At 75.5% G+C, this 19,324-nt stretch carries 17 protein-coding genes and 1 pseudogene; 9 read left to right on the forward strand and 9 right to left on the reverse strand.

What is annotated here, in order from left to right:
• Window positions 1–8 precede the first annotated feature (8 nt).
• From B9L22_RS08295 to B9L22_RS08305, 3 genes are all read right to left on the reverse strand, one after another.
• Window positions 9–521 carry a GNAT family N-acetyltransferase gene (locus B9L22_RS08295; protein WP_086149970.1) on the reverse strand — a complete coding sequence of 171 codons (513 nt, stop codon included), beginning with the start codon at window positions 519–521 and terminating at the stop codon, window positions 9–11.
• A gap of 28 nt (window positions 522–549) precedes the next feature.
• Window positions 550–1,023 carry a pyridoxamine 5'-phosphate oxidase family protein gene (locus tag B9L22_RS08300; RefSeq protein WP_081599918.1) on the reverse strand — a complete coding sequence of 158 codons (474 nt, stop codon included), beginning with the start codon at window positions 1,021–1,023 and terminating at the stop codon, window positions 550–552.
• 145 nt (window positions 1,024–1,168) lie between these two features.
• Window positions 1,169–1,897 (reverse strand): response regulator transcription factor, encoded by a 729-nt coding sequence (locus B9L22_RS08305; protein ID WP_081599919.1) that lies wholly within the window; start codon window positions 1,895–1,897, stop codon window positions 1,169–1,171.
• Between the two features lie 212 nt (window positions 1,898–2,109).
• Between B9L22_RS08305 and B9L22_RS08310 the strand changes: the two genes are divergently transcribed.
• Entirely contained in the window at window positions 2,110–3,009 is a 900-nt protein-coding gene (locus B9L22_RS08310) for a universal stress protein (RefSeq protein ID WP_158097175.1), read from the forward strand.
• Window positions 3,010–3,050: 41 nt separating this feature from the next.
• The gene (locus tag B9L22_RS08315) at window positions 3,051–4,061 is read left to right on the forward strand and encodes an arginase family protein (protein ID WP_086149972.1); all 1,011 of its coding nucleotides are present in this window, start codon (window positions 3,051–3,053) and stop codon (window positions 4,059–4,061) included.
• Between the two features lie 140 nt (window positions 4,062–4,201).
• Here the strand turns inward: B9L22_RS08315 and hutI are convergent, their stop codons facing one another.
• From hutI to B9L22_RS20215, 6 genes and pseudogenes are all read right to left on the reverse strand, one after another.
• Window positions 4,202–5,497, reverse strand: a complete 1,296-nt coding sequence (gene hutI, locus B9L22_RS08320; RefSeq protein ID WP_233139887.1) for an imidazolonepropionase — start codon at window positions 5,495–5,497, stop codon at window positions 4,202–4,204.
• The gene (gene hutU / locus B9L22_RS08325; protein WP_086149974.1) at window positions 5,494–7,173 is read right to left on the reverse strand and encodes a urocanate hydratase; all 1,680 of its coding nucleotides are present in this window, start codon (window positions 7,171–7,173) and stop codon (window positions 5,494–5,496) included. Before hutU ends, hutI begins: the two co-directional genes overlap by 4 nt.
• Window positions 7,174–7,206: 33 nt before the next feature.
• Window positions 7,207–8,820: a histidine ammonia-lyase gene (gene hutH / locus B9L22_RS08330; protein WP_086149975.1), complete on the reverse strand. Its 1,614-nt coding sequence runs from the start codon at window positions 8,818–8,820 to the stop codon at window positions 7,207–7,209.
• A 274-nt stretch (window positions 8,821–9,094) separates the two neighbouring features.
• Complete coding sequence (locus B9L22_RS08335) at window positions 9,095–11,479, reverse strand: excinuclease ABC subunit UvrA (protein WP_086149976.1); 2,385 nt, start codon at window positions 11,477–11,479, stop codon at window positions 9,095–9,097.
• Window positions 11,480–11,717: 238 nt separating this feature from the next.
• On the reverse strand, window positions 11,718–12,128 hold the full coding sequence (locus B9L22_RS08340) for a VOC family protein (RefSeq protein ID WP_031316030.1): 411 nt from the start codon (window positions 12,126–12,128) through the stop codon (window positions 11,718–11,720).
• A gap of 226 nt (window positions 12,129–12,354) precedes the next feature.
• Window positions 12,355–12,747, reverse strand: a pseudogene (locus tag B9L22_RS20215) (helix-turn-helix transcriptional regulator); the annotation flags it as partial.
• On the opposite strand from B9L22_RS20215, the gene B9L22_RS08350 reads away from it, so the two are divergent.
• The 7 genes from B9L22_RS08350 to B9L22_RS08380 all read left to right on the forward strand — a co-directional run bounded on the left by B9L22_RS08350 (window position 12,746) and on the right by B9L22_RS08380 (window position 19,170).
• On the forward strand, window positions 12,746–13,546 hold the full coding sequence (locus B9L22_RS08350) for an IclR family transcriptional regulator (protein WP_086149978.1): 801 nt from the start codon (window positions 12,746–12,748) through the stop codon (window positions 13,544–13,546). The pseudogene B9L22_RS20215 and the gene B9L22_RS08350 overlap by 2 nt on opposite strands.
• Before the next feature lie 183 nt (window positions 13,547–13,729).
• The gene (locus B9L22_RS08355; RefSeq protein WP_086149979.1) at window positions 13,730–14,698 is read left to right on the forward strand and encodes a metal ABC transporter substrate-binding protein; all 969 of its coding nucleotides are present in this window, start codon (window positions 13,730–13,732) and stop codon (window positions 14,696–14,698) included.
• A complete protein-coding gene (locus tag B9L22_RS08360; RefSeq protein WP_086149980.1) occupies window positions 14,695–15,459 on the forward strand; it encodes a metal ABC transporter ATP-binding protein in 765 nt (254 codons plus the stop codon). Before B9L22_RS08355 ends, B9L22_RS08360 begins: the two co-directional genes overlap by 4 nt.
• Window positions 15,456–16,328, forward strand: coding sequence for a metal ABC transporter permease (locus B9L22_RS08365; protein WP_061267940.1), 873 nt, complete (start codon window positions 15,456–15,458; stop codon window positions 16,326–16,328). Before B9L22_RS08360 ends, B9L22_RS08365 begins: the two co-directional genes overlap by 4 nt.
• 134 nt (window positions 16,329–16,462) lie before the next feature.
• Window positions 16,463–16,963 (forward strand): hypothetical protein, encoded by a 501-nt coding sequence (locus B9L22_RS08370; protein ID WP_043658772.1) that lies wholly within the window; start codon window positions 16,463–16,465, stop codon window positions 16,961–16,963.
• A gap of 78 nt (window positions 16,964–17,041) precedes the next feature.
• Window positions 17,042–18,700 (forward strand): bifunctional phosphatase PAP2/diacylglycerol kinase family protein, encoded by a 1,659-nt coding sequence (locus tag B9L22_RS08375; protein WP_086149981.1) that lies wholly within the window; start codon window positions 17,042–17,044, stop codon window positions 18,698–18,700.
• A 170-nt stretch (window positions 18,701–18,870) separates the two neighbouring features.
• Complete coding sequence (locus B9L22_RS08380) at window positions 18,871–19,170, forward strand: hypothetical protein (RefSeq protein WP_021483060.1); 300 nt, start codon at window positions 18,871–18,873, stop codon at window positions 19,168–19,170.
• The last annotated feature ends 154 nt before the right edge of the window (window positions 19,171–19,324 follow it).

Here is a 19,324-nt window from a genome sequence, read left to right on the forward strand (position 1 = left end):
CCGGGTGCTCAGAGCGTCCGATGCATGACGTGCAGGCCGACGAGCCCGTGCACCGGGTGGTCGAACGCCTCGGGGACGGTCGCGAGGATCGTGAACCCCAGCGACTCCCAGAGCCGGACCGCGCGCTCGTTCGTCTCCACGACGGCGTTGAACTGCATCGCCCGGTAGCCGTCGGCGCGCGCACCGTCGAGCACGGCGCGCGCGAGCGCCCGGCCGACGCCACGCCCGGCGCCGTCGGGCCCGACGACGAAGCTCGCGTTCGCGACGTGCGCCCCGGCGCCGGGGTGGTTGGGCAGGTACTTCGCCGTGCCGAGCACGGTGCCACGGGCGCCGTCCTCCGCCGGGACGGCCACGAGGACGCGCGCCCCTGGGGCGTCGAGCCACGCGGCCCCGGCGTCGGCCTCGGTGATGTCGCGCGGGTACGTGTACGTCTCCCCCGCGCGGAACACGGGCTCGAGCGCCCGCCAGATGCCCGGCCAGTCCGCCGGCGTCGCGGTGCGCACCTCGATCGTCGCAGTCACCCGGCGAGCGTAGTGCGCGGCCCGCGGCTCAGCGCAGTATCCGCCGCCCCGTGACGATGCGCGGCACGACCTTGATGACGCGGTCGCGCACGCCGGGCACGAACGTCACGAGCGGCAGCGCGAGCAGCCGCGCGCGCTCCACCGGCTCCGTGACCTCGAACGTGCGGCCGACGAGCACGACGGACCACCCGGAGCGGGCGTCGGCGTCGAACGAGTCGACCTCGAACGCCACGACGGCGCGGCTGGCGGCCACCGCGAGCTTCGAGCCCTCCGCGGTCCGGAACACGACGTCCGGGCCGTCGAGCACGAAGTTCACCGGCTGGATCGCCGGCAGCGCGTGGTCGGTGTAGACGATCCTGCCCACGGGGACGGTCGCGAGAAGCGCGTAGCTCTCCTCCGGCGTGAGCTCCGCGAGCCCTGCCGAGGCGCGCGGGCGCTCGGCCGTCGCGAGCCCCCCGCTCCCCACCGGTGCCCCTGTCCCGGTCCGCTCGACTGTGTCCATCTCCACATCGTCGCGCCGCGGTGTCAGATCCGGGAGTGCCGAAGGTCCCGACGCCGCGCGGTCGCCCGGTCCGCGGGCGTCGGTCCCCGGACCGTGCGCGGGCGAGCCCTCGGGCCCCGTCCCGCCCTGCGGGTCGGGCCCGCCGTCAGGGACGCTGCGCCGGGCCACCGTGCTGCCGGTCCCCCGTGGGACCGCCCGCGCCCGGGGCGCCCTGGCGGGACGCCTCCTCCTGGCGCATCTCGGTCGCGAGGACCGCGACCTGGGTGCGGCGCTGCAGGCCGAGCGTCGCGAGGACGTGGGAGACGTAGTTCTTGACCGTCTTCTCCGCGAGGTAGAGGCGCTTGCCGATCTCGCGGTTCGTCAGGCCCTCGCCGATGAGCGCGACGATCTGGCGTTCCTGCTGGGACAGGCCCTCGAGGCGGTCCGGCGTCTCGTCCGCGGCGTGGCGCAGGCGCTCCAGGACGCGCGCGGTGCTCGCCGGGTCGAGCAGCGACCCGCCCGCGGCGACCGTGCGGACGGCCCCGACGAGGTCGGACCCGTGGATCTGCTTGAGCACGTACCCCGACGCCCCGGCGAGGACGGCCTGGAACAGCGCCTCGTCGTCGGCGAAGGAGGTGAGCATGAGGCAGCCGACCTCGGGCAGCTCGGAGCGCACCTCGCGGCACACCTCGACGCCCGAGCCGTCGGGCAGGCGCACGTCGAGGATCGCGACGTCGGGGCGCGTCGCCTTGATGCGGGCGAGCGCGGAGGCGGCGGTGCCGGCCTCGCCGACGACGGTGATGTCACCGGCGGCCTCGAGCAGAGCGGCGACGCCGCGGCGGACCACCTCGTGGTCGTCGAGCAGGAACACGCGGATCGGGTGGGGAGAGCCCATGCCCTCAACGTAGCCGGTCGGAGGGGGATTCTCGCGCGCGTCCGCCCGTGGCGCCGCGGGTGCGGGACCTTCGTCCCGGTGGGTCGTGCCGAGCGTCCCGCGCGTCGGGGGCGGTCGCCGGGTGCGGCGGACCGCCCGCGCGGGGTATCCAGGAGGTGTGGCAGGTGGCGGGACGACCGCCACGAAGGGGACGACGGACCGAGGTGGTCATGGTGAGCGGATCGACGCAGCAGGTCGTGCTGGTCGGTGTGGACGGCAGCACGACGAGCGGCAAGGCCCTGGACTGGGCGGTGCACGAGGCGGCACGTCGGGGCGCGGAGCTGCGCGTGCTGCACGTCGCGTACGTGCCCGTCGTCGCGACGCCGTTCGTCGGCGGCGCCTATTACCCGAGCGTCGAGGAGCTCGGCGAGATCGCCGGCCCCATCCTCTCGGCCGCCGCCGAGCGCGCCGCGCGCGTGGACCCGTCGGTGCCCGTGCGGACGCTGCTGCGCTCCGGCCCGCCCTCGGAGGCGCTGCTCGACGAGGCCAAGGACGCCGACCTCGTCGTCGTGGGGTCGCGCGGGCTCGGGTCCGTCGGGTCGATGTTCTTCGGGTCCGTCGGGACCCGGCTGGCCGCCCGCGCGCCGGTGCCGGTCGTCGTGGTTCCGCCGTCCGTGGACCACGTGGAGCGCACGACCGACGTCGTGGTCGGCGTCGACGGGTCCGTGCACGGTGACGCCGCGCTCCGGTTCGCGCTCGACGAGGCCGCGCGCACGCGCTCCCGCGTCGTCGCGGTGTGCGCCTGGCGGCTGCCCGCCGGTCCGCTGTGGGAGGAGAACCCCGCGTTCTACACCGCCGCCGAGCGGGACGCGCGCGCCGAGGCGTCGCGCACCGTGGAGGCCGCGCTCGCGCGCGTGCGCACCGCGGAGCACGACGACGTCCTCGTCGAGACGTTCGTCGTCGACCGCGAGCCGTCCGTCGCCCTCCGGGAGGCCGCGGCGGGCGCCGCGCTGACCGTCGTCGGGTCGCGCGGCCGCGGCGACCTGCGCGGCATGCTCCTCGGCTCCGTGAGCCAGGAGGTGCTGCACCACGCGACGCACCCCGTCGCCGTCGTGCACGCGGCGCGCGACTAGGTGCGCGGCGGGACCGTCGTCGGGCCGCTAGCGTCGAGACCGTGAGCGACGACGCGCAGGCCCTCCCGCACGACCCCTCGTGGCCCCGGGCGGGCGACTGGCCCGGGCCGACGGGTGACGCCGTCGACGTCGCGCTGCTCGGCGTCCCGGCCTGGCGCACGTCGCTCTCGCCGACCGGCGCGCACGCGACGCCCGCCGCGGTGCGCGCCGCGCTGCGCCGGTACAGCCCCGCGCTCGTCCCCGACCGCCCGCTGCCCGACGGCGGCCCCTCTGCCCGCGTGCGACCCGTCGCCTCGGGCGGTCCCGCGGAGCGGACCGGCCCCGTCGACCTCGCCGAGCTCACGTTCGCCGACCTCGGCGACGTCGACGAGCCCGACGGCGCGGAGGGCGAGGCCCGGACGCGCGCGGCGGCCCGCGCGGCGCTGGAGCGCGCACGGCTGCTCGTCGCGCTGGGCGGCGACAACTCCGTGACCGTCGCGACCGCGCTCGGCGCGTGGGGCGACGACCTCGCCACCGCGGGCCTCGTCACGCTCGACGCTCACCACGACCTGCGCGACGGCGTGTCCAACGGGTCGCCGGTGCGGCGTCTGGTCGAGGCGGGGCTCGACCCGCGGCGCGTCGTGCAGGTCGGTATCGCGGACTTCGCGAACTCCGCCGAGTACGCACGCCGCGCCGTCGAGCTGGGGATCACCGTCGTGCACGTCGACGAGCTGCGCCGGCGCGGGCCCGAGGACGTCATGCGGGCGGCCATGGAGGTCGCGGGCGCCGCAGGTGGGCCGGTGCACCTCGACGTGGACGTCGACGTGTGCGACCGCTCCGTCGCCCCGGGCTGCCCCGCGAGCGCCCCGGGCGGGATCGCGGCGTGGGAGCTGCGCGCCCTCGTCCGGGCCGCGGCGCGCGACGACCGGCTCCGCTCCGCCGACGTCGTCGAGGTCGACGCGACCGCCGACACCCCCGACGGCCGCACGGTCCGCCTCGCCGCCCTCTGCGTCCTGGAGCTCGCGGCAGGCCTCTCCCTCCACCCGCCGACCCCGAAACCGGCACTGACGTAGCCCCCCCCCCCCGCCGAGCAGGCGGTACCGGCCGCCCACCAGGTGGTCCTGGCACGACACGCGACCCGGACGCACCAGGACCACCTGTTCGACGCAGGCTGGGGGCCGGGGGGGTTGGGGGCCGGGGGGTTGGGGGTGGGTCAGGGGTGGGGGTGGCCGGACCTCCACGTCTTCGCGATCAGCGGGACGCCCGGGCGGTAGGCGAGGTGGGTGCGGCTCGGGGCGTCGAGCAGCACGACGTCGGCCCGGGCGCCGGGGGCGAGGTGGCCGACGTCGTCCCGCCGCAGCGCGAGCGCGCCGCCCGCGGTCGCGGACCACACGGCCTCGGCGACGGTCATCCGCATCTCGCGGACCGCGAGCGCCACGCACAGCGGCATCGACGACGTGTAGCTCGACCCGGGGTTGCAGTCGCTCGCGAGCGCGACGACGGCGCCCGCGTCGAGGAAGCGTCGCGCGTCGGGGTAGGGCTGGCGCGTCGAGAACTCGACGCCCGGGAGCAGGGTCGCGACGGTCCCGGCGACCGCTCCCGCCGGCCCGTCCGGCCGCGTCCCGCTGTCGGCCCACGAGCCGGCGAGCGCCGCGACGTCGTCGTCGGTGAGGTACGTGCAGTGGTCCACCGCGGCGGCACCCAGCCCGACGGCGAGGCGCACCCCCTCCCCCGGCGCGAGCTGGTTCGCGTGCACGCGGACGCCGAGCCCGGCGGCGGCCCCGGCCTCGAGCACGCGGCGGGACTGCTCGGGCGTGAACGCGCCGGTCTCGCAGAACACGTCGACCCACCGGGCGTGCGGCGCGCACGCGGCGAGCATCTCCCCGCACACGAGGTCGACGTACGCGTCGGCCCGGCCCGCGTGCTCCACCGGCACGACGTGCGCCCCGAGGAACGTCACCTCGGGCGTCACCTCGCGCGCGAGCCGCACGGAACGCTCCTCGTCCGCGACGGTGAGGCCGTAGCCGCTCTTCACCTCGACCGTGGTCGTGCCCTGGCGGGCCGCCTCGTCGAGGTGCCGGGCCAGCCCGGCGCGGAGCACGTCGTCGGACGCGGCGCGCGTCGCGGCGACGGTCGACCGGATGCCGCCCGCCTCGTACGGGCGCCCGGCCATGCGCGCCTCGAACTCGGCGGCGCGGTCGCCCGCGAACACGAGGTGGGTGTGCGAGTCGACGAACCCCGGGAGCACCGCGCGCCCGCCCGCGTCGACGGTCACGTCCGGCTCCCGTCCGTCCAGCGCCTGCCCGACGGCGTCCCGCGCCTCCCGGGCCGGGCCCGCCCAGGCGACCCGGCCGCCGTCGAGCAGCACGACGGCGTCCGTCACCAGACCGGTCGGGTCCCCGTCGCGCGTGCCGGGGCCGCCCGGGGCGTTGGTCGTCAGCTCGCCGATGCCGGTGACGAGCGTCGACCCGGGCACCGAGGACGTGCCCGCCGCGCGTCGTCCCGTCACGGCGTCTCCCGCGCGGGGACGCGGAGCCCGCCGCGCTCGGCGGCGGCGACCGCGTCGTCGTACCCGGCGTCGACGTGGCGCAGCACCCCGAGGCCCGGGTCGTTCGACAGCACGCGCGCGAGCTTGGCCGCGGCGAGCGGCGTGCCGTCCGCGACGGACACCTGGCCCGCGTGGATCGAGCGGCCCATGCCGACGCCGCCGCCCTGGTGGATCGAGACCCACGTCGCGCCCGACGACGCGGCCGTGAGCGCGTTGAGCAGCGGCCAGTCGGCGATCGCGTCGGAGCCGTCGGCCATGGCCTCCGTCTCGCGGTAAGGGGACGCGACCGACCCGGCGTCGAGGTGGTCGCGGCCGATGACGACCGGCGCGCGCACCGCGCCCGACGCGACGAGGTCGTTGAACGCGAGGCCCGCGCGGTCGCGCTCGCCGTGCCCGAGCCAGCAGATGCGCGCGGGCAGGCCCTGGAACGCGACGCGCTCCTGGGCGGCGCGGATCCAGCGGTGGAGGTGGTCGTCGTCGAACAGGTCGAGCACGGCGGCGTCGGTCGCGGCGATGTCGCGCGGGTCGCCCGAGAGCGCGGCCCACCGGAACGGGCCCTTGCCCTGCGCGAACAGCGGCCGGATGTACGCGGGCACGAACCCCGGGAAGTCGAACGCCCGGTCGTACCCGCCGCGGCGCGCCTCGTCGCGGATCGAGTTGCCGTAGTCGAAGACCTCGGCGCCCGCGTCGAGGAACCCGACCATGCCCTCCACGTGCCGGGCCATGGACTCGCGCGCGCGGTCGGTGAGCTCGTCGGGCTTCGCGGCGGCGTAGTCCGCCCAGTCCGCGAGGTCCACCCCGACCGGCAGGTAGGACAGCGGGTCGTGCGCCGACGTCTGGTCCGTGACGACGTCGACCTCGACCCCGCGTCGCAGCAGCTCCGGCACGACCGTCGCGCTGTTCCCCTCGACCCCCACCGACAGCGCCCGGCGCTCGCGCCGCGCGTCCTCGACGAGCCGGACCGCGGCGTCGAGGTCGTCGGCGACGACGTCGAGGTACCGCTCGCGCACGCGCCGGTCGAGGCGCGACCGGTCGACGTCGACCACGAGGCACGCGCCGCCGTTGAGCGTCACCGCGAGCGGCTGCGCGCCGCCCATGCCGCCGCACCCGCCGGTGAGGGTGAGCGTCCCGGCGAGCGAGCCCCCGAACCGCTTCGCGGCGACCGCGGCGAGCGTCTCGTACGTGCCCTGGAGGATGCCCTGCGCGCCGATGTAGATCCACGACCCCGCCGTCATCTGCCCGTACATCGTCAGGCCCATCGCCTCGAGCCGCCGGAACTCGGGCCAGGTCGCCCAGTCCCCCACGAGGTTGCTGTTCGCGAGCAGCACGCGCGGCGCCCACTCGTGCGTCCGCAGCACCCCGACCGGCTTGCCCGACTGCACGAGGAGCGTCTCGTCGTCCGCGAGCGTCGTGAGCGTGCGGACGATCGCGTGGTAGCTCGGCCAGTCGCGCGCCGCCCGGCCCGTGCCGCCGTAGACGACGAGGTCGTCGGGCCGCTCCGCGACCTCCGGGTCGAGGTTGTTCATGAGCATCCGCAGCGGCGCCTCGGTCTGCCACGACCGCGCGGTGAGGGTCGTGCCGCGCGGGGCGCGGACGGGGACGGGCGTGCCGAGGCGGTGGGTCGGCTCGTGGGTCATGGTCGTCTCGCTCCTTCGGGGTCGGGCGGGAGGTCAGGCCAGGTGCCCGACGGCGGCGCTCGCCGCCGCGGTCACGGCACCCGTCGCGACGAGGTGGGTCACGGCCTCGATCTCGGGCGCGAGGTAGCGGTCCGGTCCGGGTCCCGCGGCGGCCGTGCGCACGAGGTCGCGCACGGCGCCGGTCCCCCGCGCGGGGTGCAGGGACCCGGCGTCGCAGCGGAGGTCGAGCGCGCGCGTCGCGGTGAGCAGCTCGATCGCGAGGACCCGGCCCAGCCCGTCGACGGCGCGGCGGAGCTTGCGCGCCCCGGCCCAGCCCATGGACACGTGGTCCTCCTGCATGGCCGACGACGGGATCGAGTCGACGCTCGACGGCACCGCGAGCCGCTTGAGCTCCGAGACGATCCCCGCCGCCGTGTACTGCGCGATCATCAGCCCGGAGTCGACGCCCGGGTCGTCGGCGAGGAACGGCGGCAGGCCCTCGTTGCGGGCCTTGTCGAGGAACCGGTCCGTGCGGCGCTCGCTCATGCTCGCGACGTCGGCCGCGGCGATCGCGAGGAAGTCGAGCACGTACGCGACCGGGGCCCCGTGGAAGTTGCCGTTCGACTCGACGCGCCCGTCCACCGTGACGACCGGGTTGTCGATCGCCGCCGCGAGCTCCCGGCGCGCGACGGCGGTCGCGTGGTCGAGCGTGTCGCGCGCGGCGCCGTGCACCTGGGGTGCGCACCGCAGCGAGTACGCGTCCTGCACCCGCGTGCACTCGGGCCGGCCGTCGGCGTCGAGCGTGCGGTGGCTCGCCACGACGGGCGAGCCGTCGAGCAGCGCGCGCAGGTTCGCGGCCGACGCCGCCTGGCCGGGGTGCGGTCGCATCGCCACGAGGTCGGCCGCGAACGGCGCGTCCGAACCGAGCAGCGCCTCGACGCTCGCCGCCGCCGCGACGTCGGCCGTCGTGAGCAGGGACCGCAGGTCGTGCAGAGCGAGCGCGAGCATGCCGAGCATGCCGTCCGTGCCGTTGATGAGCGCGAGGCCCTCCTTCTCGCGCAGCGCGAGCGGCGCGATCCCGGCCGCGGCGAGCGCGTCCGCGGCGGGCACGAGGGCTCCCGTGGCGTCCCGGACCTCGCCCTCGCCGAGCGCCGCGAGCGCCACGTGCGCGAGCGGTGCGAGGTCGCCCGAGCAGCCGAGCGAGCCGAACTCCCGCACCACGGGCGTGATCCCGGCGTCGAGCATCGCGGCGTACGTCTGCGCGACGACGGGACGCGCCCCGGTCCGCCCGGTCGCCAGGGTCGCGAGCCGCAGGAGCTGGAGCGCCCGCACGACCTCGCGCTCGACCTCCGGCCCCGACCCCGCCGCGTGCGACCGCACGAGGCTGAGCTGGAGCTGCGCGCGCCGCTCGACCGGGATGTGGCGCCGCGCGAGCGCCCCGAACCCGGTCGAGACGCCGTAGTGCGGGCGGTCGTCGTCCGCGAGCCCCTCGACCACGGCACGGCTCGCCGCCATCGCCTCGACCGCCGCGTCCGCGAGCCGGACGCGCGCGCCGTGCCGCGCGACGTCGACCACGTCGTCGATCGTCAGCGGACCGTCGCCCACGACGACGACGCGCGCGGCGCGGGCCGGGTCGGAGACGGCCGGGGAGTGCGTCGTCGCTGTCATTCCCCCAGAACACACCGCGCCCCGACGCGCCGGGAGCCCGCCGCGACAGGTTCAGTCTGGGATCCCAGACAGGGTTGTTTGTTCCCTCCCCGACCGCAGAAGCCGGCCCTCTACCGCAGCTACCGACGCCGCCGACGCCGCCGCCGCCGCCGACCAGGCCACCCCGGCGAGCCGAGCAGGCGGTCGTGGCGCGTCAGCCGCTCTGGACGCGCCACGATCACCTGTTCGGCACCGGGGGGCCGGGAGGGTCGGGCGGCGGCGGGGTGGCAGCGGGTCAGGCGTTCACGTAGGCCGCGAGGTGCTCGCCCGTGAGGGTGGAGCGGGCCGCCACGAGGTCGGCCGGGGTGCCCTCGAAGACGACGCGACCGCCGTCGTGCCCGGCGCCGGGGCCGAGGTCGATGATCCAGTCAGCGTGCGCCATGACCGCCTGGTGGTGCTCGATGACGATGACGGACTTGCCCGCGTCGACGATCCGGTCGAGGAGCCCGAGGAGGTTCTGCACGTCGGCGAGGTGCAGGCCGGTCGTCGGCTCGTCGAGCACGATCACGCCGCCCTTGTCGCCGAGGTGGGTCGCGAGCTTGAGGCGCTGGCGCTCGCCGCCGGACAGCGTCGTGAGCGGCTGGCCGAGGCTCACGTACCCGAGGCCGACGTCGTCGAGACGTTCGAGGATCGCCGCGGCGGCCGGCACCTTGCCCTCGCCGGACGAGAAGAACGCGCGCGCCTTCGCGACCGGGAGGTCGAGCACGTCGGCGATGTTCAGCCCGCCGAGCGTGTAGTCGAGCACCGCGGCCTGGAACCGGCGTCCGCCGCAGTCCTCGCACGGCGTCGAGACGGTCTCCATGAAGCCGAGCTCCGTGTAGATGACGCCCGCGCCCTTGCACTCGGGGCACGCGCCCTCGGAGTTCGCGCTGAACAGGGCGGGCTTGACGCCGTTCGCCTTGGCGAACGCCTTGCGGATCGGCTCCAGCAGGTCCGTGTAGGTGGCGGGGTTGCTGCGGCGCGACCCCCGCACCGCGCTCTGGTCGATCGTCACGACGCCCTCGCGCCGCGACACCGACCCCTCGACGAGCGAGCTCTTGCCCGACCCGGCCACCCCGGTCAGCACGACGAGCACCCCGAGCGGGATGTCGACGTCCACGTCCTGCAGGTTGTGCGCGTCCGCGCCACGGATCTCCAGCGCGCCCGACGGCGAGCGCACCTCCTCCTTGAGCGTCGCGCGGTCGTCGAGGTGGCGCCCGGTGACGGTGTCGCTCGCGCGCAGCCCCTCGACCGTGCCCTCGAACGTCACCCGGCCGCCGGCCGTGCCCGCACCCGGGCCGAGGTCGACGACGTGGTCCGCGACGACGATCGTCTCCGGCTTGTGCTCGACGACGAGGACCGTGTTGCCCTTGTCGCGGAGCTGGAGCAGGAGGCCGTTCATGCGGTCGATGTCGTGCGGGTGCAGGCCGATGGTCGGCTCGTCGAAGACGTAGGTGACGTCGGTGAGCGACGACCCGAGGTGGCGCAGCATCTTGATGCGCTGCGACTCGCCGCCCGAGAGCGTGCCCGACGGCCGGTCGAGGCTGAGGTAGCCCAGCCCGAGCTCGACGAACGACGCGAGGTTCTCGCCGAGGGCGTTGACGACGGGCGCCATGTGGGGGTCGTCCAGGTCGCGGATCCACGCCGCGAGGTCGGTGATCTGCATCGCGCACAGGTCCGCGATGTTCACACCCCGGATCTTCGACGAGCGCGCCGACTCGGACAGACGCGTGCCCCCGCAGTCGGGGCACGGCGCGAACGTCGCCGCGCGCTCGACGAACGCGCGGACGTGCGGCTGGAGCGAGTCGACGTCCTTGGAGAACATCGCCTTCTGGATCTTGGGGATCAGGCCCTCGTACGTGAGGTTGATGCCCGCCGCCTTGATCTTGGTGGGCTCCTTGTAGAGGAAGTCCTGCCGCTGCTGGTCGGTGAACTCCCGGATCGGCTTGTCGCCCGGGAAGAACCCGGACTCGACGAACCCGCGGACCATCCACCCGTCGGCGGTATACCCCGGGACCTTGATCGCGCCGTCGAGCAGCGACTTCGAGTCGTCGAAGATCTCCGTGAGGTCGAGGTCGGAGACGGACCCGCGGCCCTCGCACCGCGGGCACATGCCACCGTGGTAGATCGCGTTGCGGACGATCGTCTTCTCGCCGGTGGCGGACGTCATGATGCCGCTCGCCTTGCGCGCGGGGATGTTGAAGGAGAACGCCGTGGGCGGACCGACCTGCGGCTCGCCGAACCGGCTGAACAGCACCCGCAGGATCGCGTTCGCGTCGGTCACCGTGCCCACCGTGGAGCGCGGGTTGGCGCCCAGCCGCTCCTGGTCCACGACGATCGCCGTCGTGAGCCCTTCGAGCACGTCGACGTCGGGGCGGTCCAGCGTGGGCATGAACCCCTGGAGGAACGCCGGGTAGGTCTCGTTGATGAGGCGCTGCGACTCGGCCGCGACGGTGTCGAACACGAGCGAGCTCTTGCCCGACCCGGAGACGCCCGTGAACACCGTGAGACGCCGCTTCGGGATCTCGACGCTCACGTCCTGCAGGTTGTTCGCCCGCGCCCCCTGGACCCGGATGACGTCGTGCGCGTCGGGGTCCTGGCGCTCCGAGGTCGGGGTTCCCGTCGTCGTGGCCGTGCTCATGCGTGTCTCCTCGTCGTCGAGCCTCGTCGCGCGGTCGGAAGACCGGTCGACGGCGCCGACCGCCCGCTCCCGGCAGCCCGGGAAGAGTCTGCCGGAGAGCCGGACGGTCGGCGCGTGGATGGGTGCGGTGGGTGGACGTCCCGGGGTGAGGACCGGCCGGGCGGTCGGGACTCATCGCGCCGTGCGCGACGGCGGCGCGGGACCGGGGCGCCGGGACGTGACGGCGGCGGTGCGGAGGTCAGGAGCGCTGCTGGATACGGATCTCGTTGCCCGCCGGGTCGCGGAAGGCGCAGTCGCGCACGCCGTAGGGCTGGTCGATCGGCTCCTGCACGACCTCCGCCCCCGCGGCCTCGATCCGGGCGAACGTCTCGTCGACGTCGGGCGTCGCGAGGTTGACGCCGAAGTACGCGCCCTTGGCCACGATCTCCAGGAGTGCGCGCTTGTCGTCGTCGTTGAGGCCCGGGGTCGCGGCCGGCGGGTGCAGCACGATCGCGGTGTCCGGCTGGTCGGCCGGGCCCACGGTGATCCACCGCATCCCCTCGTAGCCGACGTCGTTGCGGACCTCGAAGCCGAGCACGTCGCGGTAGAACGCGAGCGACGCGTCGGGGTCGGTCTGGGGCAGGAAGCTGGAGTTGATGGTGAGGTTCATGAGAACGACGCTAGGACCGCCGTCCGGCCTGCGCTTCTCGATTCCTGACCGGTCGCGTGACGCGTCGCGCGACGCACGCCGGCAGCCCGTCCAGCCGCTCCGCGCCGGGGACGGCGCCCGCGTCGGTGCCCGTCGTGGTCTCCGGCGAAGCGCCCGGCGATGTGCCGTGCGCGGTGCCCGCCGCCGCGGCCGTCCGCGACTCCGCGGGAGCCGGGGACCCGGCGCCGGACTCGGCCGCGCGCCGTCGGTACACGCTCGGCGGCACGCCGACGAGCTCGGTGAAGCGCGTGCTGAACGTCCCCAGGGACGAGCACCCCACCGCGAAGCACACGTCCGTGACGCTCAGGTCACCGCGACGCAGCAGCGCCTTGGCGCGCTCGATCCGCCGCGTCATGAGGTACGCGTACACCGACTCCCCGTACGCCGCCTTGAATTCGCGGCTCAGGTGCCCGGCCGACACGTGCACGCCGGCCGCGAGCGCCGTGACGTCGAGCGGCTGCGCGTACTCGCGGTCGATCCGGTCGCGCACGCGCCGCAGGCGCGCGAGGTCGCGCAGGCGCTGGTCGTCGGGCGTCGTCGTCACGCCTCGATCGTGCCACGGGCCTACCGTGGCCTCCATGCCGAGTGACGTCCCCGCCGCGCGCCAGGCCGTGCGCGTGCTCACGTTCCTCGCCGCGCAGGCGGGCCCGTCGCCCGCGGCCGCCGTCGCGCAGGGACTCGGGCTCCCCCGCTCGACCGTCTACCACCTGCTGTCCGTCCTCGTCGACGAGGGGTTCGTGACCCACCTGCCCGAGGAGCACCGCTACGGGCTCGGGACGGCGTCGCTCGCGCTCGGGTCGGCGTACGCGCGGCAGGCGCCCCTCGCCCGGCTCGCGCGGCCGGTCGTCGCGCGCCTCGTCGAGTCGACGGGCGAGAGCGCGCACCTCGCCGTCCTCAACGGGCGCGAGGTCCTCTACCTCGTCGAGCAGCGCGCCCCGCGCCGCCCCACGCTCGTGACCGACGTCGACGTGCGCCTCCCCGCGCACCTCACCGCGAGCGGGCGCGCCGTCCTCGCCGGCCTCCCCGCGGCCCAGGTCCGCGCCCTCTTCCCCGGCGCCGCGGCGTTCGCCGACCGCACCGGCGTCGGGCCGCAGACCCTCGGCGCCCTGCGCGAGGTGCTGCGCGGCGTCCGACGGCGCGGCTGGGCCGAGGAGGACGGCGAGGTCACCCCGGGACTCGCGTCCGTCGCGCACGCGGCCGTCGATCACACCGGGCTCCCCGTCGCCGGCATCGCCCTCACCTTCTGGGCCGACGACGCCCCGCCCGCCCGCCGCGCGGAGCTCGCCGCCGCCGTCGGGCGCGCCGCCGCCGAGGTGAGCCGCCGCTTGGGTGCCCGCACCCCTCCGACCCGCCCGGCGGGCCCGACCGCCCCGAGGTAGAGGCCCGGTCTGCCGAGATAGAGCCGTGGTCTGGCGAGGTAGAGCCCTGGTCTTCCCCCTCGCTGAACCAGGGCTCTACCTCGCGGGACCAGGGCACTACCTCGCGGCACCTGGGCTCTACCTCGGCGGACCGGAGTGGAAGCGGCGTTGCGTGCGGCCGACGTGCCGACTAGATTTTTCGGTATGCCGAACTTTTCGACGCGGAAGTCCGCATCCCGCGCTGCCGCAGCCGTCGCGCTCCTCGCCGCGGCAACGCTGAGCGGCTGCTCGAGCGCCATGGACGCGGGGGCGACCCCGCCCGACGACGGCCGGCCCGTCGTGCTCACGACGTTCACCGTGCTCGCCGACATGGCGGAGAACGTGGCGGGCGACCACCTGCGCGTCGAGTCGATCACCAAGATCGGGGCGGAGATCCACGGCTACGAGCCGACGCCCGGCGACGTCCGCAAGGCGGCGGACGCCGACCTCATCCTCGACAACGGCATGGGGCTCGAGGCGTGGTTCGCTCGGTTCGTCGACGGGCTCGATGTGCCGCACGTCGTCGTCAGCGAGGGCGTCGAGCCCATCGCGCTGGGCGACGACACCGCCGAGGAGTACCAGGGCAAGGAGAACCCGCACGCCTGGATGTCGCCGGTGAACGCGCAGGTCTACGTGCAGAACATGGCCGACGCGTTCGCGGAGCTCGACCCGGCCCACGCCAACGACTACGCGGCGAACGCCGCGGCCTACTCCGCCGAGCTCGCCGCCGTGCACGACGAGCTCACGACGGCGCTCGACGCGCTGCCCGAGAGCCACCGCGCGCTCGTCACGTGCGAGGGCGCGTTCCCCTACCTCGCGCGCGACGCCGGGCTCGCGGAGAAGTACCTGTGGGCGGTCAACGCCGAGCAGCAGGCGACGCCGCAGTCGGTCGTCGGCGCCATCGAGTTCGTCGAGCAGCACGACGTCCCGGCCGTGTTCTGCGAGTCCACCGTCTCCGACGACGCGATGCAGCAGGTCGCGCGCGAGTCCGGCGCGGCGTTCGGCGGGACGCTCTACGTCGACTCCCTCTCCGCGCCCGACGGACCCGTGCCGACCTACCTCGACCTCCTGCGCCACGACACCGAGACCATCGTCGCGGGCCTCACCGGCACCACCGCGGGCGGTGACGCGTGAGCGCGGGCGGGCGCGCGCCGTCGGGCACGCCGGCGATCGACGTGCGCGACCTCACCGTCCACTACGGCGACGTCCTCGCGCTCGACGGCGCGACGCTCACGCTCGGCGCGTCGAGCGGGCGCGGGACGGTGTGCGGGCTCGTCGGCATGAACGGCTCGGGCAAGTCGACGCTGTTCAAGGCGGTCATGGGCATGGTCCGGCCGGACCGCGGCACCGTCCTGGTCGACGGCGCACCCCCCGCGCGCGCCCGGCGCGCCCAGGCCGTGGGGTACGTGCCGCAGAGCGAGGACGTCGACTGGGCGTTCCCGCTGAGCGTGCGCGACGTCGTCATGACGGGCCGCTACGGCTACCAGGGCTTCACGCGGCGCACGCGGCCCGCGGACCGGGAGGCGGTCGAGCACGCGCTCGCGCGCGTCGAGCTCGCCGACCTGGCCGACCGGCAGATCGGCGCGCTCTCGGGCGGGCAGCGCAAGCGCGCGTTCGTCGCCCGGGGGCTCGCGCAGGGCGCGACGATCCTCCTGCTCGACGAACCGTTCGCCGGCGTGGACAAGCGCACGGAGGCGACGATCACCACGCTGCTGCGCGAGCTCGCGGCCGGTGGGGCGACCGTCCTCGTCTCGACCCACGACCTGCACGCACTGCCCGAGCTCGCCGACGAGGCGGTGCTGCTCCACCGCCGCGTCCTGCTGCACTCGACGCCCGCGGAGGTCCTGCGGCCCGAGAACCTCGCGCTCGCGTTCGGCGTGGAGGTGGCCCCGTGACCGACCTCCTCGCCACCCTCCTGGAGCCCCTGTCGTTCGAGTTCCTGCGCACCGCGCTCGCCGTCACGGTGACCGCCGGGATCGTGTGCGGCGTGCTGTCGTGCTGGCTCGTGCTCGTGGGCTGGTCCCTCATGGGCGACGCCGTCTCGCACGCCGTGCTGCCCGGCGTCGTGCTCGCGTACGTGGTGGGGGCGCCGTTCGCGCTCGGCGCGCTCGTCTTCGGGCTGCTCGCGGTGCTGCTCATCGGCGCGGTGCGCGACACGTCGCGCGTCAAGGAGGACGCCGCGATCGGGGTCGTGTTCACGACGCTCTTCGCGCTCGGCCTCGTCCTCATCTCCGTGACGCCGAGCCAGACGGACCTCAACCACATCCTGTTCGGCAACCTGCTCGGGGTCTCGCGCGCGGACCTGCTCCAGGTGCTCGCGCTCGGCGCGGTGACGCTCGCGGTCGTCGTGCTCAAGCGGCGCGACCTCACGCTCTACGCGTTCGACCCGACGCACGCGCACGCGATCGGGCTCTCGCCCCGGCGGCTCGGCGCGCTGCTCCTCGGCCTGCTCGCGCTGACGGTCGTCGTCGCGCTCCAGGCCGTCGGCGTGGTCCTCGTCGTCGCGCTGCTCATCACGCCCGGCGCGACGGCGTACCTCCTCACCGACCGCTTCTCGCGGATGCTGTGGATCTCGCCGCTCGTCGCGGCGGTGTGCGGGGTCGTGGGCATCTACGTCAGCTACTACCTCGACACGGCGTCGGGCGGGACGGTCGTCGTCGCGCTGGGCGTGGCGTTCGCGCTCGCGTACCTGTTCAGCCCGCGGCACGGGCTCGTCGGGACGCGGGTCGCGGCGGCCCGACGCCGTCGGCTCGCGCGCGTCTGACCGTCCGCTCCGGCGGCCCGGAACCCGGTCCGGGCCGCCGGACCACGCCTCCTGCGTGCGCTGTGTGCGAAATCTCCATGAATTCGCCCTCGATTCCCTGGTGCTTCTCAGGTTCGCCCGGGAGACTTGTCGCCATGTCAGCGAGGACGAGCGAGCCCACGACGCCGCAGCGCACGCGCACGTCTGCCCGGTTCGCCGCGGCGAGCCTGCTCGCGCTGTCCATGATGCTGCCGATGTGCTCGACGGCGAGCGCCGCCGAGGTTCAGCAGCTCATCGCCGACGCACAGGTCCAGACGGAGACCATCGGGAACGACCTCGACCGCGTGCACGCCCAGCTCCCCGCCCTGCACCCCGTGCTCCGCAACGACGTGCTCGACGCCGTCGAGTCGGTCGAGGCCGCGACGGACGAGGCGCGCTCCGCGCTCGAGCGCGCGACCGACGACGACGAGGCGGCCGACGGTCGCGCGGCCGTCGCGCTCGCCGACGCCCAGGTCGCGCTCGACGCGGCGTCCGCCCAGCTCCGCTACGTGACGGACCTCGCGCACGACGCGGGCGAGGGCGTCGCCGTCGCGCTGGAGCGCCTGCAGGCGCACATCGACACGCTCCGCGGCGAGACGAGCCGCGCGGGGGCCTGAGCCCGACCAGCCGGCCCGCGCGGGGTCCCGGGGCGGCGTCGCCGCGCGGTCCTCGACCGCCCTTCCTACGATGGCGAGATGCCTCGTGTCACCGGGATCGTCAAGCCGCACGAGGCGCTCCCCGGCGTCGCCCGCCTCGACCGCGCGGTGAACCGCTGGACGAACCGCCGCGCGCTGGGGGCCGCGGCCGACACCGCGCTCTCCCGGCTCTCGACGTGGGCCGACCACAGCGTGCTGTGGGCCGGGGCCGCGGTCGGGATCGCCGCCACCGGGCGGCGCGGGCGCGACGCCGCCCTGCGCGGCTACGGCTCGCTGCTCGTGTCGAGCGTCCTCGCGAACGTCGTCGGCAAGACCGTGTTCGGGGGCGTGCGCCCGTCGCTCGACGGCCTTCCCCTGTGGCGGCGCGTGGCGGACCCGCCGACGTCGCCCTCGTTCCCGTCGGGCCACTCGGCGTCGGCCGCCGCGTTCGTCACGGGCGTCGCGATCGAGTGGCCGACGGTCGGGCTGGCGCTCACGCCGCTCGCCGGGGCCGTCCTGTACTCGCGCCTGCACACGGGCTCGCACTGGTTCTCGGACGTCGCCGCGGGCGCGGCGCTGGGCGTCGGGGTCGCGCTCGCGGGTCGGGTGCTCGTCCCCGGCCGCGCCGAGCAGCGCCCCGACGTCCCGGCGGGGCCACCCGCGGACGTCCCCGCGCTCGACGACGGCGCGGGCCTCTTCGTCGTCGTCAACCCGGCCGCGGGCTCGGGCCGGCTGCTCAAGGAGGACCCGCTCGTGGCGGTCCGCGACGGGCTCCCCCGCGCCGACGTCCACGTGCTCGCCGAGGGCGACGACCTGCGCCGTCTGTACGACGACGCCGTCGCGCGGGGCGCCCGCGCGCTCGGCATCAGCGGTGGTGACGGCACGGTGTCGACCGCGGCCGCGGCGGCGCGCGCGCACGACCTCCCGCTCGCCGTGCTCCCCGGCGGCACCCTCAACCACTTCGCGCGCGCGGCCGACCTCACGTCGATGCGCGCGACGATCGAGGCGGTGCGGACGGGCTCGGGCGTGACGATCGACGTCGCGGACCTCGAGGTCGACGGGGTCGACGGACCGCCCCGCACCGTGCTCAACACCTTCTCGGCCGGCGTCTACCCGGAGCTCGTCACCGAGCGCGAGAAGCACGAGCACCGGCTCGGCAAGTGGCCGGCGGCCGTCCTCGCGGCGGCGCGCGTGCTGCGGCGCGCGCACCGGGTGCGCATGGAGGTGGACGGCCACGAGGGCGAGTACTGGTCGCTGTTCGCGGGCGTCAACCGCTACTACCCGCAGAGCCTCGCGCCGGTCGAGCGGCACCGCCTCGACGACGGCGTGCTCGACGTCCGCACGGCCCGGGCCGAGCGGCGCGCGAGCAGGCTGCGCACGTTCCTCGAGGTCGCGGCGGGCGACGCGGGGACGCGCGTCGCGCGGCGCGTGCCCGGGGTGCGGGGGCACCTCGTGGTCGACGCGACGTCCGTCCCGGCCCTGGAGCTCCGCTTCCCCGCGCGCGGCGCGGTCGTCGGGCCCGACGGCGAGGCCGTCACGACGGACCGCTCCCCCGACGCCGAGCACGGGCGCCCCGGGTCGCCGCCCGTGGTGCTCGCGCACGACGGCGAGACGCTCTCGCTCGACGACGTCGCCCCCGCCGGGCCGGTCACCGTCCGTCTCACCATGCGGCGCGGAGCGCTGCGTCTCTACGCCCCGAGCGACCCGACGGCGGGTTGATCCGTCCGGCCTGTCCGGTATGCCCGGTGTTCACGGCACCCGGGGAGAACTCCCCCTGTTCACGCACAGCCGTCATGCCCCACAATGAGCCCCGCAGTCGCGCGGCCGGCACCCCGTCCGCGCCCCGTCCGGACTCGACCACGTCGGCCCCACCAGAAAGCAGAAGAACCATGGCCCAGCAGTACCCCGCCGCCCCGCAGGCCCACGCCGGCTACTCGGCCCCGATCGAGGACCCGGGCAAGACCCTCGGCATCGTCGGCTTCGTCCTCGCGTTCGTCTTCGCGGTCGCCGGCATCGTCGTCAGCGCGATCGCGCGCAAGAAGAGCAAGGAGGCGGGCTTCGACAACCAGCTCGCCAAGTGGGGTCTCATCCTCAGCATCATCTTCACCGTGCTCGGCGCCATCGGCTTCGTCATCTACATCGTCGCCATCGCGGCGCTCGTCGCGAACGGCGACGTCGCGACGTACTGACGTCCCCGCCGGCCCGCCCGCGCGGCACCGACGGCCGTCGTCCCACCCGGGGCGGCGGCCGTCGTCGTCCCTGCCGGAGTGGCCCGCGGACGGGTCGCGGAAGATCCGCGGACCGGGCACGGTTGAGACGCGCACGACCGCGCCACCGGTGAGA

Origin of the sequence: Cellulosimicrobium sp. KWT-B (genome assembly GCF_002127155.1) — a bacterium.
GTDB classification, from domain to species: Bacteria; Actinomycetota; Actinomycetes; order Actinomycetales; family Cellulomonadaceae; genus Cellulosimicrobium; species Cellulosimicrobium funkei.